The sequence below is a fragment of the Variovorax sp. Root411 genome, assembly GCF_001425205.1.
Lineage (GTDB): Bacteria > Pseudomonadota > Gammaproteobacteria > Burkholderiales > Burkholderiaceae_C > Variovorax.
The window spans coordinates 1,212,654-1,226,992 of record NZ_LMDW01000001.1 but is presented as its reverse complement, the minus strand read 5'-3'; the positions used below and the strand labels follow the sequence as shown (position 1 = coordinate 1,226,992).

The 14,339-nt window shown below is 61.0% G+C and carries 12 protein-coding genes and 2 pseudogenes; 9 read left to right on the top strand and 5 right to left on the bottom strand.

All coding sequences use genetic code 11. The features are described 5' to 3' along the window. Positions 1–41: 41 nt before the first annotated feature. Entirely contained in the window at positions 42–890 is an 849-nt protein-coding gene (locus tag ASC92_RS05700) for an SDR family oxidoreductase (protein ID WP_056511437.1), read from the bottom strand. Between the two features lie 80 nt (positions 891–970). Here ASC92_RS05700 and ASC92_RS27880 point away from each other — a divergent pair, with 80 nt between their 5' ends. Next, the gene (locus ASC92_RS27880) at positions 971–1,393 is read left to right on the top strand and encodes a winged helix-turn-helix transcriptional regulator (protein WP_082519480.1); all 423 of its coding nucleotides are present in this window, start codon (positions 971–973) and stop codon (positions 1,391–1,393) included. A 13-nt stretch (positions 1,394–1,406) separates the two neighbouring features. Here the strand turns inward: ASC92_RS27880 and ASC92_RS28495 are convergent. Beyond that, positions 1,407–1,511: pseudogene (locus tag ASC92_RS28495) on the bottom strand (IS5/IS1182 family transposase); the annotation flags it as partial. 15 nt (positions 1,512–1,526) lie between these two features. Then, the gene (locus tag ASC92_RS05695) at positions 1,527–2,603 is read right to left on the bottom strand and encodes a carbon-nitrogen hydrolase family protein (protein WP_056511432.1); all 1,077 of its coding nucleotides are present in this window, start codon (positions 2,601–2,603) and stop codon (positions 1,527–1,529) included. Between the two features lie 346 nt (positions 2,604–2,949). Here ASC92_RS05695 and ASC92_RS27875 point away from each other — a divergent pair, with 346 nt between their 5' ends. After that, positions 2,950–3,906, top strand: a complete 957-nt coding sequence (locus ASC92_RS27875) for a helix-turn-helix domain-containing protein (RefSeq protein ID WP_082519479.1) — start codon at positions 2,950–2,952, stop codon at positions 3,904–3,906. A gap of 391 nt (positions 3,907–4,297) precedes the next feature. On the opposite strand, the gene ASC92_RS05685 is transcribed toward ASC92_RS27875, so the two are convergent. Then, a complete protein-coding gene (locus ASC92_RS05685; RefSeq protein WP_056511426.1) occupies positions 4,298–5,344 on the bottom strand; it encodes an aromatic ring-hydroxylating dioxygenase subunit alpha in 1,047 nt (348 codons plus the stop codon). 234 nt (positions 5,345–5,578) lie between these two features. Between ASC92_RS05685 and ASC92_RS05680 the strand changes: the two genes are divergently transcribed. Both ASC92_RS05680 and ASC92_RS05675 read left to right on the top strand, forming a co-directional pair. After that, on the top strand, positions 5,579–6,568 hold the full coding sequence (locus ASC92_RS05680) for a LysR family transcriptional regulator (RefSeq protein ID WP_056511422.1): 990 nt from the start codon (positions 5,579–5,581) through the stop codon (positions 6,566–6,568). Positions 6,569–7,034: 466 nt separating this feature from the next. Further along, entirely contained in the window at positions 7,035–7,943 is a 909-nt protein-coding gene (locus ASC92_RS05675; RefSeq protein ID WP_082519478.1) for a class II aldolase/adducin family protein, read from the top strand. 588 nt (positions 7,944–8,531) lie between these two features. Here the strand turns inward: ASC92_RS05675 and ASC92_RS05670 are convergent. After that, positions 8,532–8,832, bottom strand: a pseudogene (locus ASC92_RS05670) (citrate/2-methylcitrate synthase); the annotation flags it as partial. Between the two features lie 334 nt (positions 8,833–9,166). Between ASC92_RS05670 and ASC92_RS05665 the strand changes: the two are divergent. The 5 genes from ASC92_RS05665 to ASC92_RS05650 all read left to right on the top strand — a co-directional run bounded on the left by ASC92_RS05665 (position 9,167) and on the right by ASC92_RS05650 (position 14,335). Next, positions 9,167–9,985: a DUF4238 domain-containing protein gene (locus ASC92_RS05665; protein ID WP_056511414.1), complete on the top strand. Its 819-nt coding sequence runs from the start codon at positions 9,167–9,169 to the stop codon at positions 9,983–9,985. A gap of 171 nt (positions 9,986–10,156) precedes the next feature. Further along, positions 10,157–10,429 (top strand): FCD domain-containing protein, encoded by a 273-nt coding sequence (locus tag ASC92_RS29620; protein ID WP_414820393.1) that lies wholly within the window; start codon positions 10,157–10,159, stop codon positions 10,427–10,429. Between the two features lie 55 nt (positions 10,430–10,484). Then, positions 10,485–11,096 carry a TetR/AcrR family transcriptional regulator gene (locus tag ASC92_RS05660; RefSeq protein ID WP_056511412.1) on the top strand — a complete coding sequence of 204 codons (612 nt, stop codon included), beginning with the start codon at positions 10,485–10,487 and terminating at the stop codon, positions 11,094–11,096. A gap of 219 nt (positions 11,097–11,315) precedes the next feature. Further along, on the top strand, positions 11,316–13,226 hold the full coding sequence (locus ASC92_RS05655) for an acyl-CoA synthetase (protein ID WP_056511409.1): 1,911 nt from the start codon (positions 11,316–11,318) through the stop codon (positions 13,224–13,226). Then, on the top strand, positions 13,223–14,335 hold the full coding sequence (locus tag ASC92_RS05650; protein WP_056511406.1) for a VOC family protein: 1,113 nt from the start codon (positions 13,223–13,225) through the stop codon (positions 14,333–14,335). The genes ASC92_RS05655 and ASC92_RS05650 overlap by 4 nt, the downstream gene beginning before the upstream one ends. Positions 14,336–14,339 lie beyond the last annotated feature (4 nt).

The window sequence follows — 14,339 nt, the reverse complement described above, 5'->3', positions numbered from 1 at the left end:
GAGGAGCGCGACCTGTCGGCGCCGGTTGAATTTTGACCCTTTCAGCGTTTGAGCATCTGTTGGAGCGTGGTCGCCAGCGGCTCCGTCGAGTGGCCGATTAGTGCGGAAAGCTGCCGACCCTCGTCGAACAACGCTCCCTTGGCGGCAGATGTATCAAAGTTGGCGATCTTGGCCGCATCCAAGTGCGGCAGGCCCATGCGCTTCAGTGCGGCGATGTACTCGGAATCGGAAGCATTCTGGTAGGTCACGACCTTGCCAATCAGACGTGACAGTTCCTTGGCGACATCGGCCAGCGTGTAGCTCGTATCGCCCGCCAGTTCATAGATCTTGCCTTCATGGCCCTGGCTGGTCAGCACTTTGACTGCTGCATCGGCATAGTCCGAGCGGGTGGCCGACGAGAATCGGCCATCACCCGCGCAGCCATAGAGGGTGCCCGACCCCGATGCCGCGAGAAAGAAGTCGGCGTAGTTCTCGGTGTACCAGCCGTTTCTCAGCATCGTCACGTCCAAGCCCGATTCGCGCATCGCGCGCTCGGTCACGATGTGATCGGCCGCAATGCTGATGGGTGATGTCTCGGTACGAAGTAGGCTGGTGTAAGCCATGTACTTGACGCCAGCCTTCACAGCCGCCGCTATCACGTTCAGATGTTGCCGGGCTTTTCCCTCCTCCTCGGAGGAGGAGATCAGCAGAACCTTCTCCACCCCCTGCAGTGCCTTCTCGAGTTGCGCGGGCTGGTCGTAATCGGCTTGGCGCACCGCGACTCCCAGATCATGGGTCTTGGCGGAATCTCGCACCATTGCGACGATCAATGCGGGATCTACCTTGCCTTTGAGCTTTTGGACGACCAAGCGGCCCAGCCTTCCCGATGCTCCTGTAATGGCAATCGACATGTTCAATACCTTCGTTGTTGGTGAAGATTCACTATGTCCTATAAACTTTCATTTAGTAAGTACGCACATATTGGTAAGTAATGAAGAACACGACAGTCACTCTTCCCACGCCGACAGACACCCTCGCCGACAAGATGCATCGCGGCGAATGGATGTCGGTCGATTGTCCCGGCCGAGCCGTGCTTCGGCACCTCACCAGTCGTTGGGGCGTGCTGCTGCTGATTGCGCTTCAGGACGGCACCCAGCGCTTCAGTGATCTACGCCGCAAAGTTAAGGGTGTGAGTGAACGAATGCTGGCGCAAACGCTTCAGCAATTGGAATGTGACGGAATGCTTATGCGCACGGAGTATCGAGTCGTACCACCGCATGTTGAATACAGTCTGACTGATCTTGGATGCCAAGCCGCGCATCGAGTGCGCAGTTTGGCGGATTGGGTAGAGGGAGTAATGCCTCAGATCGAGCAGTACCGGACAAGCAACGATGGGCCTGGTTCGAACCAGTGATCAAGTCATAACACAGGTTCAACAGCGCAAATAGCGTGATCACATGCGCTGTGTTCTTGGCCAGCCCCTTGAACCTGACCTTCGCGAGGCCGAACTGCCGCTCGATCACCCTGACGGGTGCTCTACCTTGCGTTCAAGCAGTGGCCCGACGTGCCGTTGGAGCAGGGGTCTCCCTGGCGCGCTGCGTAGGCAGTTCAGCCATTTCTGCTTGATCGTCGAATTCAGCCGTGGACGAGTCGGATTGGGCTCGCTGTCTGAAAGAAGCGGGTTCGCGCGGCGTGCGATCAACCAGTAGACGCGTCACGTCAGCTCGGGAGTAGTGGCCTGCTGGGTCGGCAGTCAACTTTGCCAGCGAGATCGTCCCGAGGTCCAGATCAGCGTACACGATGCCTTCTTTGCCTTCCGGCAGTGGTTCGCTCAGTTGTCGTCCGTCTGGGCCAAAAATTGCAGAGAATCCCCCTCCTTCCAGCAACAGTTGCTTCTTTACTGGGTCGTCGCCGCAAAGCATGGTCACCATCTCGGGACTCACCGTAGCGGTGGCGGCCAGAACAAAACACCCGCCTTCCACCGCATACAGGCGACTGGCACCCATGTTCACTTCCGCTTCCAATTGGTTGGCGGCGCCCCGATACATGGAGAAACTGGGCCAGGCTGCAATGTGCACCTGCTCGTTCTGCGCATACATCGCGTACTTCGAAAGTGGCTGCAGGTGTTCCCAGCAGCACAGTGCACCGAGGCGTCCCAGCGGAGTGTCCCAGACGGCAAGATCGCTTCCGTCGCCCTCGCCGAACACGCTGCGCTCGACATGAGTTGGTTTGAGCTTGCGGCGCTTGGCAATCGTCTGCCCGTCGGGTCCGATGAGCCACTGCCCCATGTACAGGCTGCCACCGTCCCTCTCACTATGCCCCATCGCCACAGTAATCTGATGCTCTTTTGCTGCGGCTGAGAGCCTGTCTGCTTGAGGTGTACCGTACTCCAATGCATTGTCGAAATAGCGCTGGACGAACTGCATGCCCCAGGCCGGCGAGTCCAGCCAGATGTACCAAGGATAGCCCGGTAGCCAGGTTTCGGGAAAAGCGATCAGCTTGGCGCCATTGCGTGAAGCCTCGGCAATAAGCCCGATTGCCTTGTCGATTGATGCGTCGAGATCGAGATAGACCGGAGCAGCTTGGATTACGGCCGCGCGGAATTTGGGATGCTGGACTGACATGGTGCAGATGCTCCGTGGTGGTAGAAATTCAACGTCGATGCTATGGCTCCAAGTGATGGTCAGCTTGCCTAGAGCACGCAGAGTTCTTGCCTGAATGCCGCAGTCAGAAAAGCAACGATCTGCGTTGTCGTCAAGAACGTCGAGGGGAACTCAGGGCTTGCTAGCAAGATGCGCAAATAGAGGACAGCAAGCCCAAAGAGAAAGCGCCGATGAACACTGAGCTCAAGCAGCGTCGATTCCCGCTGAACCGAAGTCGTTCTGAGAGATGAGCGTTCCCCACATCGTGTTATCCAGCTCGCGGGTTGGCCCTGTTGTCTTCCTGGCAGCTCGTTCCTAGACTATTGCCATGTCACAAATATTCTCCACAGCTGGCCTACCGTCTAGAGAACGAACGGCCTTCTGGACGGATTTGGTGTGCGGAACCTACGTGGATTTGGAATGCGAACCGGCGGCGTCCAAGGACATTGTCGAAGGTGAAATTCTTGCTTTTACTTTTTCCAACTTGCAGCTTTCCCGCGTTACCGCAACAGCGCAAACGGTGCGTCGCACGCCCACAAAGATTGCCCGTTCCAACGAGGACTTTTTCCTCGTCAGCGTTCAGACCAGTGGAGACGGTCTAGTCAGCCAGGACGGGCGTGAAGCGTTCCTGCGTCCCGGGGATTTTGCGCTGTACGACAGTACCCGCCCCTATGTTCTAAGTTTCAGTGGGAATATGCAGCAGTACGTGCTGCGATTTCCTGGGCCACTGCTTCGCGGCAGTTTGCGAGATGCCGAACGATTGACGGCTACGCCGATCCACGGCGACAAGGGCACTGGGTACCTTCTGCAATCGATGATACGAACTCTAGCGACTGACATCGGCGCACTAACAAACGCTTCTGCGGCCGCTGTGGCCGACGGCGTGATGAGTCTCTTGATCGCCGGACTTTCGGAACTCCCCGCAGCGCAGGCGCGCCCTGCGTCTTCCCTCGCGGCCTTGCACCGTCAACAGATTCGGCAAGCGGTGCAATTGCACCTGCGCGAACCAGGTTTCGGCGTAGCCGCGCTCGCCAACGTGCTACGCGTGTCTCCAAGCACCTTGCAGCGTGCTTGGTCAGGCGAGAGCTGTAGTCTGCACGAGTTCATCTGGACGTGTCGACTAGAGGGCGCCAAACGCGAGCTGGTGCAACCGGCGATGCGCAGCCGTTCGGTCAGCGAGATTGCCTACTTCTGGGGTTTCAATGACGCGGCACACTTCAGCCGGACATTCCGGGCTCGGTACGGCCTTGCGCCCAGAGATGTTCGCCCGCCGTCGACGCCCTAGCCTCGTTCTCACAGTCAAAGCGATGCGACTGTCCATCGCCTCCACGTAACCAAGCTGGAAAGTACGCACGCGCCCGATGCGGGCGCCGAGCCTGCCTCCCATCTCCGGCTTGCCGAGCCGTTTGAGCAAGTGGCCCAGCGGCGCCGACGCGTCCTTGTGGTGCTCGTGCATGCGTCGGAACACGGGCAACTCTTCGACCGTGCGCCGGATCACGATGCCCACGACTATCAACGCCACCGACAGCAGGAACGGGATGCGCCAGCCCCAATTGAGATAGCGTTCCCTGCCAAGTTCCTCTCCTCGCGCGTGGTGCCGCCGCTGGATGCTGGTGCCGGCGAAATCGTTGTCATGGTTGTTGCCTCCTGTGGTTTTTTTGGCTGTCGCTGCCGCGCTATAGCGGCGGCGCTGTTTTCTGCTGCGAGACCTCTTCCTCGAGCCGCTTGTTGACTGCCCAGCGGAACTGTGACAACGCCGCGTCGATGGCAAACGGCGTCATCTTGAAATCGGGTGCGCGCTCCAGGCTTTTCTGTTGCGCAGTGATGATGTCGCGGTCTTCGTCGAAGGCCGTAACCACCGATTGATGGATCGACGCCGTCACTTCGGGCCGGTCGATCGCAAAGTTGTGAGGATGCGCGAAGAAGTAGTGCGTCGAGTTTTCGGTCTCAGGCGTGAGGGCCTGGCAGCCGCGAAACTCCGCCGCGTCGATGCGCCGGCCCTCCGGCGCGCCGGTTCCCGTGGGCGCCATGCCCGAGTCCATGAGCAGCACGCCGGGGATGGTGAAGTTGTAGATGTTCCAGCGGTCGACGCGGCCCGGCCACTGCCTCACTGCAGCTGCGAAGGCCGGTACCTCGGTGTCGATGGACCAGCGCGTGACGCGCACGCCACCCGCGATGCGCTCGACCTTCGGCTTGTTCGACGCGTAGTCGGCACTGCCGCCGAGCGTGGTCGGATGCACGAAGGGCAGGTGCGAGAAATCGAGCAGGTTGTCGCAGATGAGCAGATAGTTGACGTCGTAGTGGATGTAGCCGTCGAGGCTGCGCCAGTCGGGGTGGTCGAGCCACTGCGTGTCCGGAATGAGCGATGCGTCGGCGCGCTCGGGGTCGCCCATCCAGATCCACACCCAGCGGTGTTGCTCCACGACGGGAAACTTGCGTACCCGGGCTTGCGGCGGAATGCGCTCCTGTGCGGGCGCCTCGACGCACTGGCCGCTGCTGTCGAACTTGAGGCCGTGATACAGGCAACGCACGCAGTCGCCTTCGCGCCGGCCCACCGACAGCGGCGCGCCGCGGTGGCAGCATCGGTCTTCGAGCGCGATGATGTCGCCCTGGCTGTCGCGGTACATCACCACGGGCACGCCAATGATGGTGCGCGCGAACATGCCTTCGACGGGAATTTCCTTGTCCCAGGCACACACGTACCACGTGTTCTTGATAAACATGTCTTGTCTCCTTTTGATTCAAAAAACGGTGCGCACCATGCCCTTGCGCTGACTTCGAATGAAGCGCGCAACGCTGGCAACTGCAAGGAATTGGGCTAGCAGCCTGGCTGCAGCGGGGGTCTGTTCATCGGGTCTCCGTTTCTGCGTGGCGCCTTCGTCGTGGCGCTTGACAAGAGAATAGGCAGGGAGTCACTATTCGTAAACAGCATGCGATGCATGCAGGGAATGTAGTGCGTGCATATCGAAAAACTGGATCTCAACCTGCTCACTGCCTTCGATGCAATGGTCAGAGAACGCAATGTGACGCGGGCCGCGCACGGGCTCGGCCTGAGTCAGAGCGCGATGAGCCACGCGCTCAACCGGCTGCGCGAATTCTTCGACGACCAGTTGTTCGTCAACACGCCCTCGGGCATGACGCCCACGCGCAAGGCCGAGGCGCTGGTCGATCCGATCTTGCAGGTCATGACGATCCTGCGGCAGCAGGTGTTGTCGGAATCGCGCTTCGACCCCGCCACCGCGCGCCGGGCCTTCACTCTGTGCATGACCGACATGGGTGAACTCGTTTTCCTGCCGCCACTGATCAGCCGGTTGCGCAGGGATGCGCCACATTGCACGCTGCATACGCTGCAGGTCCCCGTGTCGCAGGTCGAGGCCACGCTGGCGGGCGGTGATGCGGACCTCGCTGTGGGCTCGTTGCGCGCCGCGCCAGAGGGGCTCTTTCAGCAACGCTTGTTCATGCATTCCTTCGTCACCATCGTGAGTGCACGCAACAAGAGTGTGGGAGACACACTGAGCTTGGAGGAATTCGAGCGGCTGCCGCAGATTGCCGTGACGCTCACCGGCCACGTCAGCGGCGCCTACGACAACGCGCTCGAAGCGCTGGGCGTGAAGCGCAACATTTATCTGACGACGCCGCACTTCCTGTCTGTTCCGCTGCTCATGGACGAGCACCCCGATCTCATCGCCACGGTGCCGCTGCAGCTGGCCAATGTGTTTGAGGAGTACGGCCGCATTCGCGTTGTGAAGCCTCCCGTCGACCTGCCCACTTTCGCGCTGTCGCAGCACTGGCATCCGCGCTTCCACCACGACCCCGCGGTGATCTGGCTGCGCGAGACGATGAAGGAGACCTTCGAAAACTACCCGGTGGTGTCCGTCGGCGCCGGCGTGGCCCACCGACCGACGCGGCGCAAGCGTGGAACCGCCTCAACTTCGAATTCGCGTTGATTGCGATCTGACAACGCTGCAAATCGGCGTCTCCGACCCTTGGCGCGATGTCTGGGCCGGATTGAGCATTGCATCGCATGCAATACATGCGTTCCGACGCGCACGCTCAAAGCGCATCGAACATCACTGGTCTTCGGCCATTCCCTCTGCTTTTCACCTATTCCTGAAGTTCGATGGAGAGGGGAAGTACCAATACAGTTGATCATTCAACTTGTTGATATACCAACCAAATAGTCATAGCATCCTGTCTGGCTATGGCGTTTCTGGGCACTCCGCTAAACCGCGCGCGCCGCATCAACTCCAAGCTCGTCGATAGCAACCGGCCTTCACAGGAGCAGAGTGTCTCGGTGGCAAGCGGCATCTATTACCGGTTCCAGTCGCGTTCAACCGGCATCGCTTGCGCAAAGCGAGCCGCCTACTTCATCAGCCATCTTAGGCGTGGCATTCTTTTAAGGGATCAGTTCATATGACCAACAACAGAGGCGTTGCCTATCTCGGGCAAGGCAAGGTCGAAGTCCAGTCGATCGACGATCCAAAGCCGCTCAATCCCGTCGCCAGAACCGCCAATCACGGCGCCATCCATAAGGTGCTGACAAATTCCGAGTTGCTCGACGTGCTCGCGAAACGCAGAGCGCTCGCCTCGAGCGTCAGCGCTGAAGAGTGGGCGGTACGCGTTGATCTCGCCGCCTGCTATCGGTTGCTGGCACAGCTGCGCATGACCGACTGGATTTACAACCACATCTCCGCAAATGTTCCCGGCGAACCTGGTCACTATTTGGTCAATGCATTCGGACTGCTCTATGAAGAGGTCAGCGCTTCGAACCTGGTCAAGGTCGACGTCAAGGGAAACCTGGTGGAAGACGTGCCTTTGGTCGTCAATCCAGCGGCGTTCGTGATCCACGGTGCCATTCACGAAGCACGACCGGACGCAAACTGCGTCCTGCACACACATACCGCCGCCGGCATCGCTGTCTCGACCCAAAAAGAGGGCCTCCTGCCCATCTCGCAGCACGCCCTAAAGTTCTACGGGAAAGTGGCGTACCATGATTTCGAAGGCATCGCACTCGACGATTCGGAAAAGGTACGTCTCGTCCAGGACCTAGGCTCGAAAAATGCCGTGATCCTGCGAAACCATGGGCTTCTGACGCTGGGTCACGACGTTGCGAAGGCCTTCAAGGAGATGTACTTCCTTGAGCGCGCTTGTCAGATCCAGATCAATGCAACCTCAGGTAGCCAGATGCTCAATATGCCGCAGCAGGAAGTTTGCGAGCACACAGCTGCGCAGTTTGCGAACGACAACTCGTTCATCCAGGGCAGAGATTGGCTGGCCATGCTGCGCCTGCTGGACCGCGTGGACTCCTCTTACAAGCAATAGACGTTCAGAGTCCTTTGATATGTGAACCAGCCGTCCCGTGTTGACTTGAGAGTTCGGCCACAATCACCCGGAATCGGCGGTCACGATGCTCCGGAATACACGTTGATCGTCCGAAGAGTTTCCGAACAAATCGACGGTCCGAGTACCCACGTCAGAAGCGGATTGGCGTTCGACCAGCTTCTTGCCCTGTGCAAACGCACTGGAATCCTCGACGGTCTGCGCGACATTGTCGATGCCGCCGATTAGTTGCCGGTGGTGGTTGCCGACTGCGCCATGTGGATGCGCGAGCTGCTGCGATGATTCGTGTCAACATGGTGTGGCTCGTGGTTGAGCCTGTCGACATGCGTGCCGGAACGACGGCGCGCCATGGCGGGAGCCATCGATCACACGCTGAACCAATGGGAGGCGCTCACGCGGCACCTCGATGACGGGGCTGCCGGTGACCGCCCACGGCAGCAGTTTGTCTACTCGGTTGATTGGGTGCCCAACCGACGATAACCACAGGCACGTAAACACCCCATTACCGTCGGTTGGCAAGGCAAAGGACCGCCGTCTGTCTCCCGGCTGTTCCACTAGGCACAGTCATGCGAGGCTGTGCGCCAGCAGCCCCACGCTGCGCGCCGTCGCGAACAGGCCGAAAGCCGCGTTGGCCTGCAGCCGGTGGTGCGCCGCAAGCGCGGCCAGCGCCACGTCGATGTTGGGCTGCAGCCCCGTCAGCTGGGTCACCTTGTCGATGAAGCGCGCGATGACCTTCGGCGGGTCGAGCATGGCCAGCAATGCGGCCACGCGCGGATCGCCCGTCGGGATAAAGGTGGTGGCCGAACCCCGCCGGGGACAGGCCGTTCGCCGAGTAGTGCGCGAGCACACGGTCTTCCCCCACCCTCGACATGCGGCCGCTAGAGACGAGCACGGGGCGGCACCGTTGGTGGAAATTTCGGAGGGACGTTGCCGGCGGCCATTCACCCTTCGCGTGATGCCTGGCCTGAGGTCGCCACCGCCTGCGATCCCCATCGCGCAGCCGGCAAGTTGACGCTGTTTTCGCTAAGGGCGGGATTCCACCGCGCAACGCGAGCTGCGCCTTCGGCGACAGCTACTGGCAACGCACAAACGACTGCGGGTGAGGCGTCGCAGCTCAGAGGGTCTACTAGTCCGCATCGACGGGCCTTGCCCTCAGAATCAGGTGATCGGGCAAGTAGCTCATTTCAACCTAGGAGGAACCATCTATGGGAAACCACTTCGTACCGCAAGCGTATCTCCGGGCGTGGGCGGAAGACGGCGACTACGTCGTCGCCTATCCGACTACGCATGGTGCAGCTTTCATTAAGCCGAACACAAAGAATATTGGGCAGGAGACCGGCCTCTACCCAAATGATCTGGAGGGGGCGCTGAACCGTGAGATCGAGACTCCGATGGGGCCGATCATTGACCGAATCAACGGCGGAGGCTCGGTGCAGGAGGAAGACAAACAAGTTGTCGCGACCTACTTTCGCTCCCTGATCGACCGATCCCCGATGGCAAGGGAACTAGTGAACTCAAAGGTTCCCGAAGCTGCGGCGGAGATCTATCAGAAACTCGAAGCCGCGCTGAATAAGCAACTCGCCGCTGGGGCCGATGTCAGGTCGGTCGAACGCCGTCGCGCTGAGATTGCAGAAGCTTGCAGAAAGGCAGGGAGCACGCCCTCGGACGCCATCTGGCACATGGCACTCAAACCCGGTCGCGAGTCGGCGACGACCAACTTGATCGCATCAATGAGTATGGCCGTGTTCAGCGCTCCGCCCACCAAGCACTTCTTCACCAGCGACCGCCCGGCGATGCGGCCACTGCGTGGCATCTACGGGGGCCAAGATGCCTTTTTGCTACCCCTGGGTCCTCAAAAAGTACTGGCTATCTCCATGGTTTCGCTTCGGAATTTCACGATATCAAATCAAGACGTCTCAATGATCAACATGCGTCTTTCCGCTGAGGCAGACCGATGGGTCATCACCTCGCGCGCTGAATCATGGATACGCGAGTTCATTGATAAGCATCGCAGTCGGTCGTAAAAAAACAGCAGAAAGAGAGACATGACAGTTCATCCGGAAACAGTTCCATCCGCGAGCACATGACAACCGACGATAATCAAAGGCACGTCAATACCCCGTTATCGCTAGCTTTACCGTGCCGGCGCATTCGATCTCCACCAGACGCTGCTGTCCGCATGTGGCTGCGAGCCAATGATCCCTGTCGCCAACAACTTGGCGCTGTCCACAGATCTCGATCGGCAATGGGCAGCGCCGGCAGTCGCCGCCGTCTGGCGAGACGTTGAACACGAGCATCGCGACATCCTCGACGCGGTGATTGCGCGCAATGCCGCACGCGCCGTCGAACGGCTTCGAGCGCACTACGAAGAGACGACACGGGTCGTTCTGCGACGAGGCTTGTTGAGCGAAACTTGCCGCTGGGCAAACAACAGCAAAGGCAGGCAATTTCAGCCGACCGCCACTTGACTTATTTTGAACGTGACCGTTCAATCTATCGAGATTTGATCCGTACTGAACAAACTTGACCCCCGCCCAAGAACGCATCCATCGAGCCGCATTGCAATTATTTGCCGAAAAAGGCGACACCCGCGTCACGGTGAGCGAGCTCGCGCAGGCTGCGGGCATCGCAAGGGGCACGATCTACAACAACCTCGAATCCACCGAGACTCTCTTCGAGAGCGTGGCAACGCAGCTTACCGCCGAGATGCACCGTCGCGTAACGGCAAGCTCCATAGACATCGCCGATCCCGTACTGCGGATGGCCTGCGGCTTGCGTTTCTTCGTGCGGCGCGCGCATGAGGAGCCGCATTGGGGGCGCTTCCTCACGCGCTTCGCGTTCAGCAACGCATCGCTGAAGGCCATGTGGAGCGGTCCACCGACGTCGGACGTGATGGCTGCCATGGCCCAGGGCCGCTACGCGATCCGGCCTGAGCAAGTGGTCTCCGCCATCGCTCTCCTTGCTGGCAGTGGCCTCGCCGCGATGTTGCTCGTGCAGGACGGCCACCGGACATGGCGCGATGCCGGGTCCGACGCGGCCGAACTTGTGCTGCGCGCGCTGGGCATTCCGCCCGATGAAGCACGCCGGCTTGCCACCGTCGAACTGCCACCGCTGCAGCCCGCGCCGCTCGACTAGGGCGGCGGTTCCCCTCCAGATTCCTGCCTGCCGGGCCTCGCCCAGCGGGAGGTCGCGGCGTGGCCATCTGGCTCAGTGTCGCACGCCGGCCTGAAAGTTAATTTGAACTTTATTGACTTATATTGAACATTGATGTTCAATATCGACCCAAGAGACAAACCAACCGTTGAAGAAATAAAGCCACCGCCTCGCCGGCATTTGCGGCCTGAAGACTCTGCCATGTCATCCATCGCCTCTCTCGCCGACGTGCTTCGCATCGAGTCCGTCCCGCTCTCGGAGCGGTCCGTGCCGCAGACGCCGTACGAAATGCTCCGCCAGGGTGCTTCGCTGGCGCCCACGCAGCCCGCGCTCTCGTTCTTCCTCGATGCCGAACGCTTCGATCGCCCCCACGTCTGGACGCACGAGGCACTGTTCCGCAAGATCACCCAGGCGGCCAATCTGTTTCGCAGCCTCGGCATCGAGCGCAAGGATGTGCTGGCTTTTGTGCTGCCCAACCTGCCGGAAACCCATTTCGTCATCTGGGGCGGGGAAGCTGCGGGCATCGTTTTCGCGATCAATCCGCTGCTGGAGTCGGAACAGATCGCTGAGTTGCTGAATGCGGCCGAGGCGCGCTGGGTGATCACGCTCGAACCCACACCCGGAACCGATCTTTGGCAGAAGGCCACGGCCGCGGCCCGGAAGGTGGACGGCCTGCGCGGCATCCTTACCGTCGGCCTGGGGTCTTACGTGAGTGGTGCGCGGGGTCTGGCACTTAAGGCGATGTCACGAATGCGGAAGTCGCGTTTACCGGGTCTCGACGTGCCGGTTCTGGACTTCAACCGGACCTTGTGCGCCGCCAGGGACGATCAACTCGATTTCCAGCCACCCGAACCCGGGCAGATCGCTTCGTACTTCTGCACCGGCGGCACCACTGGCCTGCCGAAGATCGCCACGCGCACGCATTTCTCGGAAGCCTTCGACGCATGGGCGATGTCGATCTTCGTCGAGGGTGGCTTCGCCCCCGGACGCACCATCTTCTGTGGCCTGCCGCTTTTCCACGTCAACGGGCAGCTCGTCACCGGGCTGGCACCACTGGGTCGCGGCGCGCACGTCGTCATGGGCACGCCCCAAGGCTATCGCGGAGCGGGCCTGCTCGCGCGCTTCTGGGCAATCGTCGAACACTACCGCATCAATGCCTTCTCAGGTGTGCCGACCGTGTTCTCGGCACTGCTGCAAACGCCGATCGGATCGCACGACGTGTCGAGCCTCGACTTTGCACTGTGTGGTGCCGCGCCCATGCCGCAGGCGCTGTTTCGCTCATTTGTCGGACAGACCGGCATCCGCATCCTCGAGGCCTATGGGCTTACTGAGGGGGCCTGCGCCTCCAGTGCCAACCCTCCTTCCGGCTCTGCTCGCATCGGCTCGATCGGGCTGCGCTTTCCCTACCAGGACATGCGCGTACTGATCGTCGACGACGACGGCAGCTACCTGCGCGACGCCGCACCAGAAGAAGTTGGCGTGCTCGCGATCCACGGGGCCAACGTTTTCGCAGGCTACCTCGACCCTCGCCACAACCAAGGCATCTGGATTGATCGTGACGGCGCGCGCTGGCTCAATACCGGAGACATGGCACGCCAGGACTCCGATGGTTACTTCTGGCTGACCGGCCGCAAGAAGGAATTGATCATCCGTGGCGGCCACAACATCGATCCCGCCCTGATCGAAGCGCCGCTGCACACTCACCCGGCCGTCGCGCTCGCGGCAGCCATCGGTCGGCCCGATGCGCACTCGGGCGAGGTGCCCGTGGCCTATGTGCAGCTCAAGCCCGGCGCAAGTGCCACGCCCGAGGAACTGATGGCCTTTGCCATGCAGAACGTGCACGAGCGCGCCGCATGGCCCAAGCATGTGCGCGTGCTCGAGGTGCTACCGGTCACCGCCGTGGGCAAGATATTCAAGCCCGCGCTGTCGATGCGCGAGATCGAGGACGTGGTACGCGGCCATGCCTCTGCCACGGACACAGAACTGATCACGCTCGATGTCTTCCAGCACCCGCAGCGCGGTCTGCTGGCGAAGATGCAGGCGGGCCGAAATGCCGAGGCGCTCAAGCAGGCACTGTCGGCCTATACCTTCGCGATGGAGATCGCATCATGACGGTGTTCCAGCCGCGTGCCGAAACACCGGTCATCAAGGTCGAGGACATCGCATGGTTGCGCTTCGGTCGCAAGGACCTTGACCGGGCCGAGCGCTACTTTCTCGACTTCGGACTGCAGGTGTCAGCGCGCACGGGCAACGCCATCTATCTGCGCGGGGTTCTGGGCGCACACCACATCGTCATCATCGAACGCACGGCGCACGACAGCTTTCTCTCGTTGGGCCTGCGGGCCTCAGGCCTGGCCGACCTGGCTGCGCTTGCGCAAGCTCACGGTACACAGGTGCGTGCCTCAGCCGAGCCTGGAGGGGGGCAGATCGTGCGCCTCGAAGATCCCTCGGGCATGCGGGTCGAAGTCGTCCACGGCCTCGACGAACTGCCTCCGCTGCCCCACCGTTCGCCGCGCTCCTGGAACATGCCGAGCGACAAGCGACGCGTCAATGCACCGCAGCCCTCCATCGCGGCGCCCGCCGAAGTCTTCCGCCTTGGCCACCTCGTGATGCAACGCCAGGAGTTCGCACGCAACGCGAACTGGTACGTCCGGAACTTCGGACTGATCGCGAGCGACGTCGAGGTGCTCCCGGTGACGCGCGAAGCCGTTATCGCCTTCCTGCGCTGCGACCGTGGAGACACGCCGAGCGATCACCATTCGCTGGTGATCGCCAGCGGCCCGCGCAATCACTACGACCACGCGGCGTTCGAGACGCTGGACCTCGACGCGGTTGCGCTGGGCGGTGAATGGCTACAGCAGCAGGGCTGGGTGCACAACTGGGGCGTGGGCCGGCATGTGCTCGGCTCGCAGGTTTTCAACTACCACTACGACCCTTCCGGCTTTCCCGTCGAGCATTACGCGGACGGCGATGTCTTCGACTGCCACTACCCCACGCGTTACCACGAGACCGGAAAGGGATCGATGTATCAGTGGGGGCCCGACATGCCCGGCCACTTCATCGACGCCCGGCCTTCGGTGTCAATGCTCGCCCAGGTGATTCTCGGCCTGCGCACGCGGCCCGACTTCAAGCTCTCTCGGCTCGTCGCCATCAAAAAAGTGTTCTCGCTGCCGCCTCGCATCTGGGCCGGACGGCGCTTCCGCAAACCCCAGCCGCGCTGAGGAA

Excerpts from the sequence above, each read along its gene's own strand:
- ASC92_RS05700 (WP_056511437.1), bottom strand. The coding sequence starts at position 890 with ATGTCGATTGCCATTACAGGAGCATCGGGAAGGCTGGGCCGCTTGGTC.
- ASC92_RS27880 (WP_082519480.1), top strand. The coding sequence starts at position 971 with ATGAAGAACACGACAGTCACTCTTCCCACGCCGACAGACACCCTCGCC.
- ASC92_RS05695 (WP_056511432.1), bottom strand. The coding sequence starts at position 2,603 with ATGTCAGTCCAGCATCCCAAATTCCGCGCGGCCGTAATCCAAGCTGCT.
- ASC92_RS27875 (WP_082519479.1), top strand. The coding sequence starts at position 2,950 with ATGTCACAAATATTCTCCACAGCTGGCCTACCGTCTAGAGAACGAACG.
- ASC92_RS05685 (WP_056511426.1), bottom strand. The coding sequence starts at position 5,344 with ATGTTTATCAAGAACACGTGGTACGTGTGTGCCTGGGACAAGGAAATT.
- ASC92_RS05675 (WP_082519478.1), top strand. The coding sequence starts at position 7,035 with ATGACCAACAACAGAGGCGTTGCCTATCTCGGGCAAGGCAAGGTCGAA.
- ASC92_RS05665 (WP_056511414.1), top strand. The coding sequence starts at position 9,167 with ATGGGAAACCACTTCGTACCGCAAGCGTATCTCCGGGCGTGGGCGGAA.
- ASC92_RS29620 (WP_414820393.1), top strand. The coding sequence starts at position 10,157 with ATGATCCCTGTCGCCAACAACTTGGCGCTGTCCACAGATCTCGATCGG.
- ASC92_RS05655 (WP_056511409.1), top strand. The coding sequence starts at position 11,316 with ATGTCATCCATCGCCTCTCTCGCCGACGTGCTTCGCATCGAGTCCGTC.
- ASC92_RS05650 (WP_056511406.1), top strand. The coding sequence starts at position 13,223 with ATGACGGTGTTCCAGCCGCGTGCCGAAACACCGGTCATCAAGGTCGAG.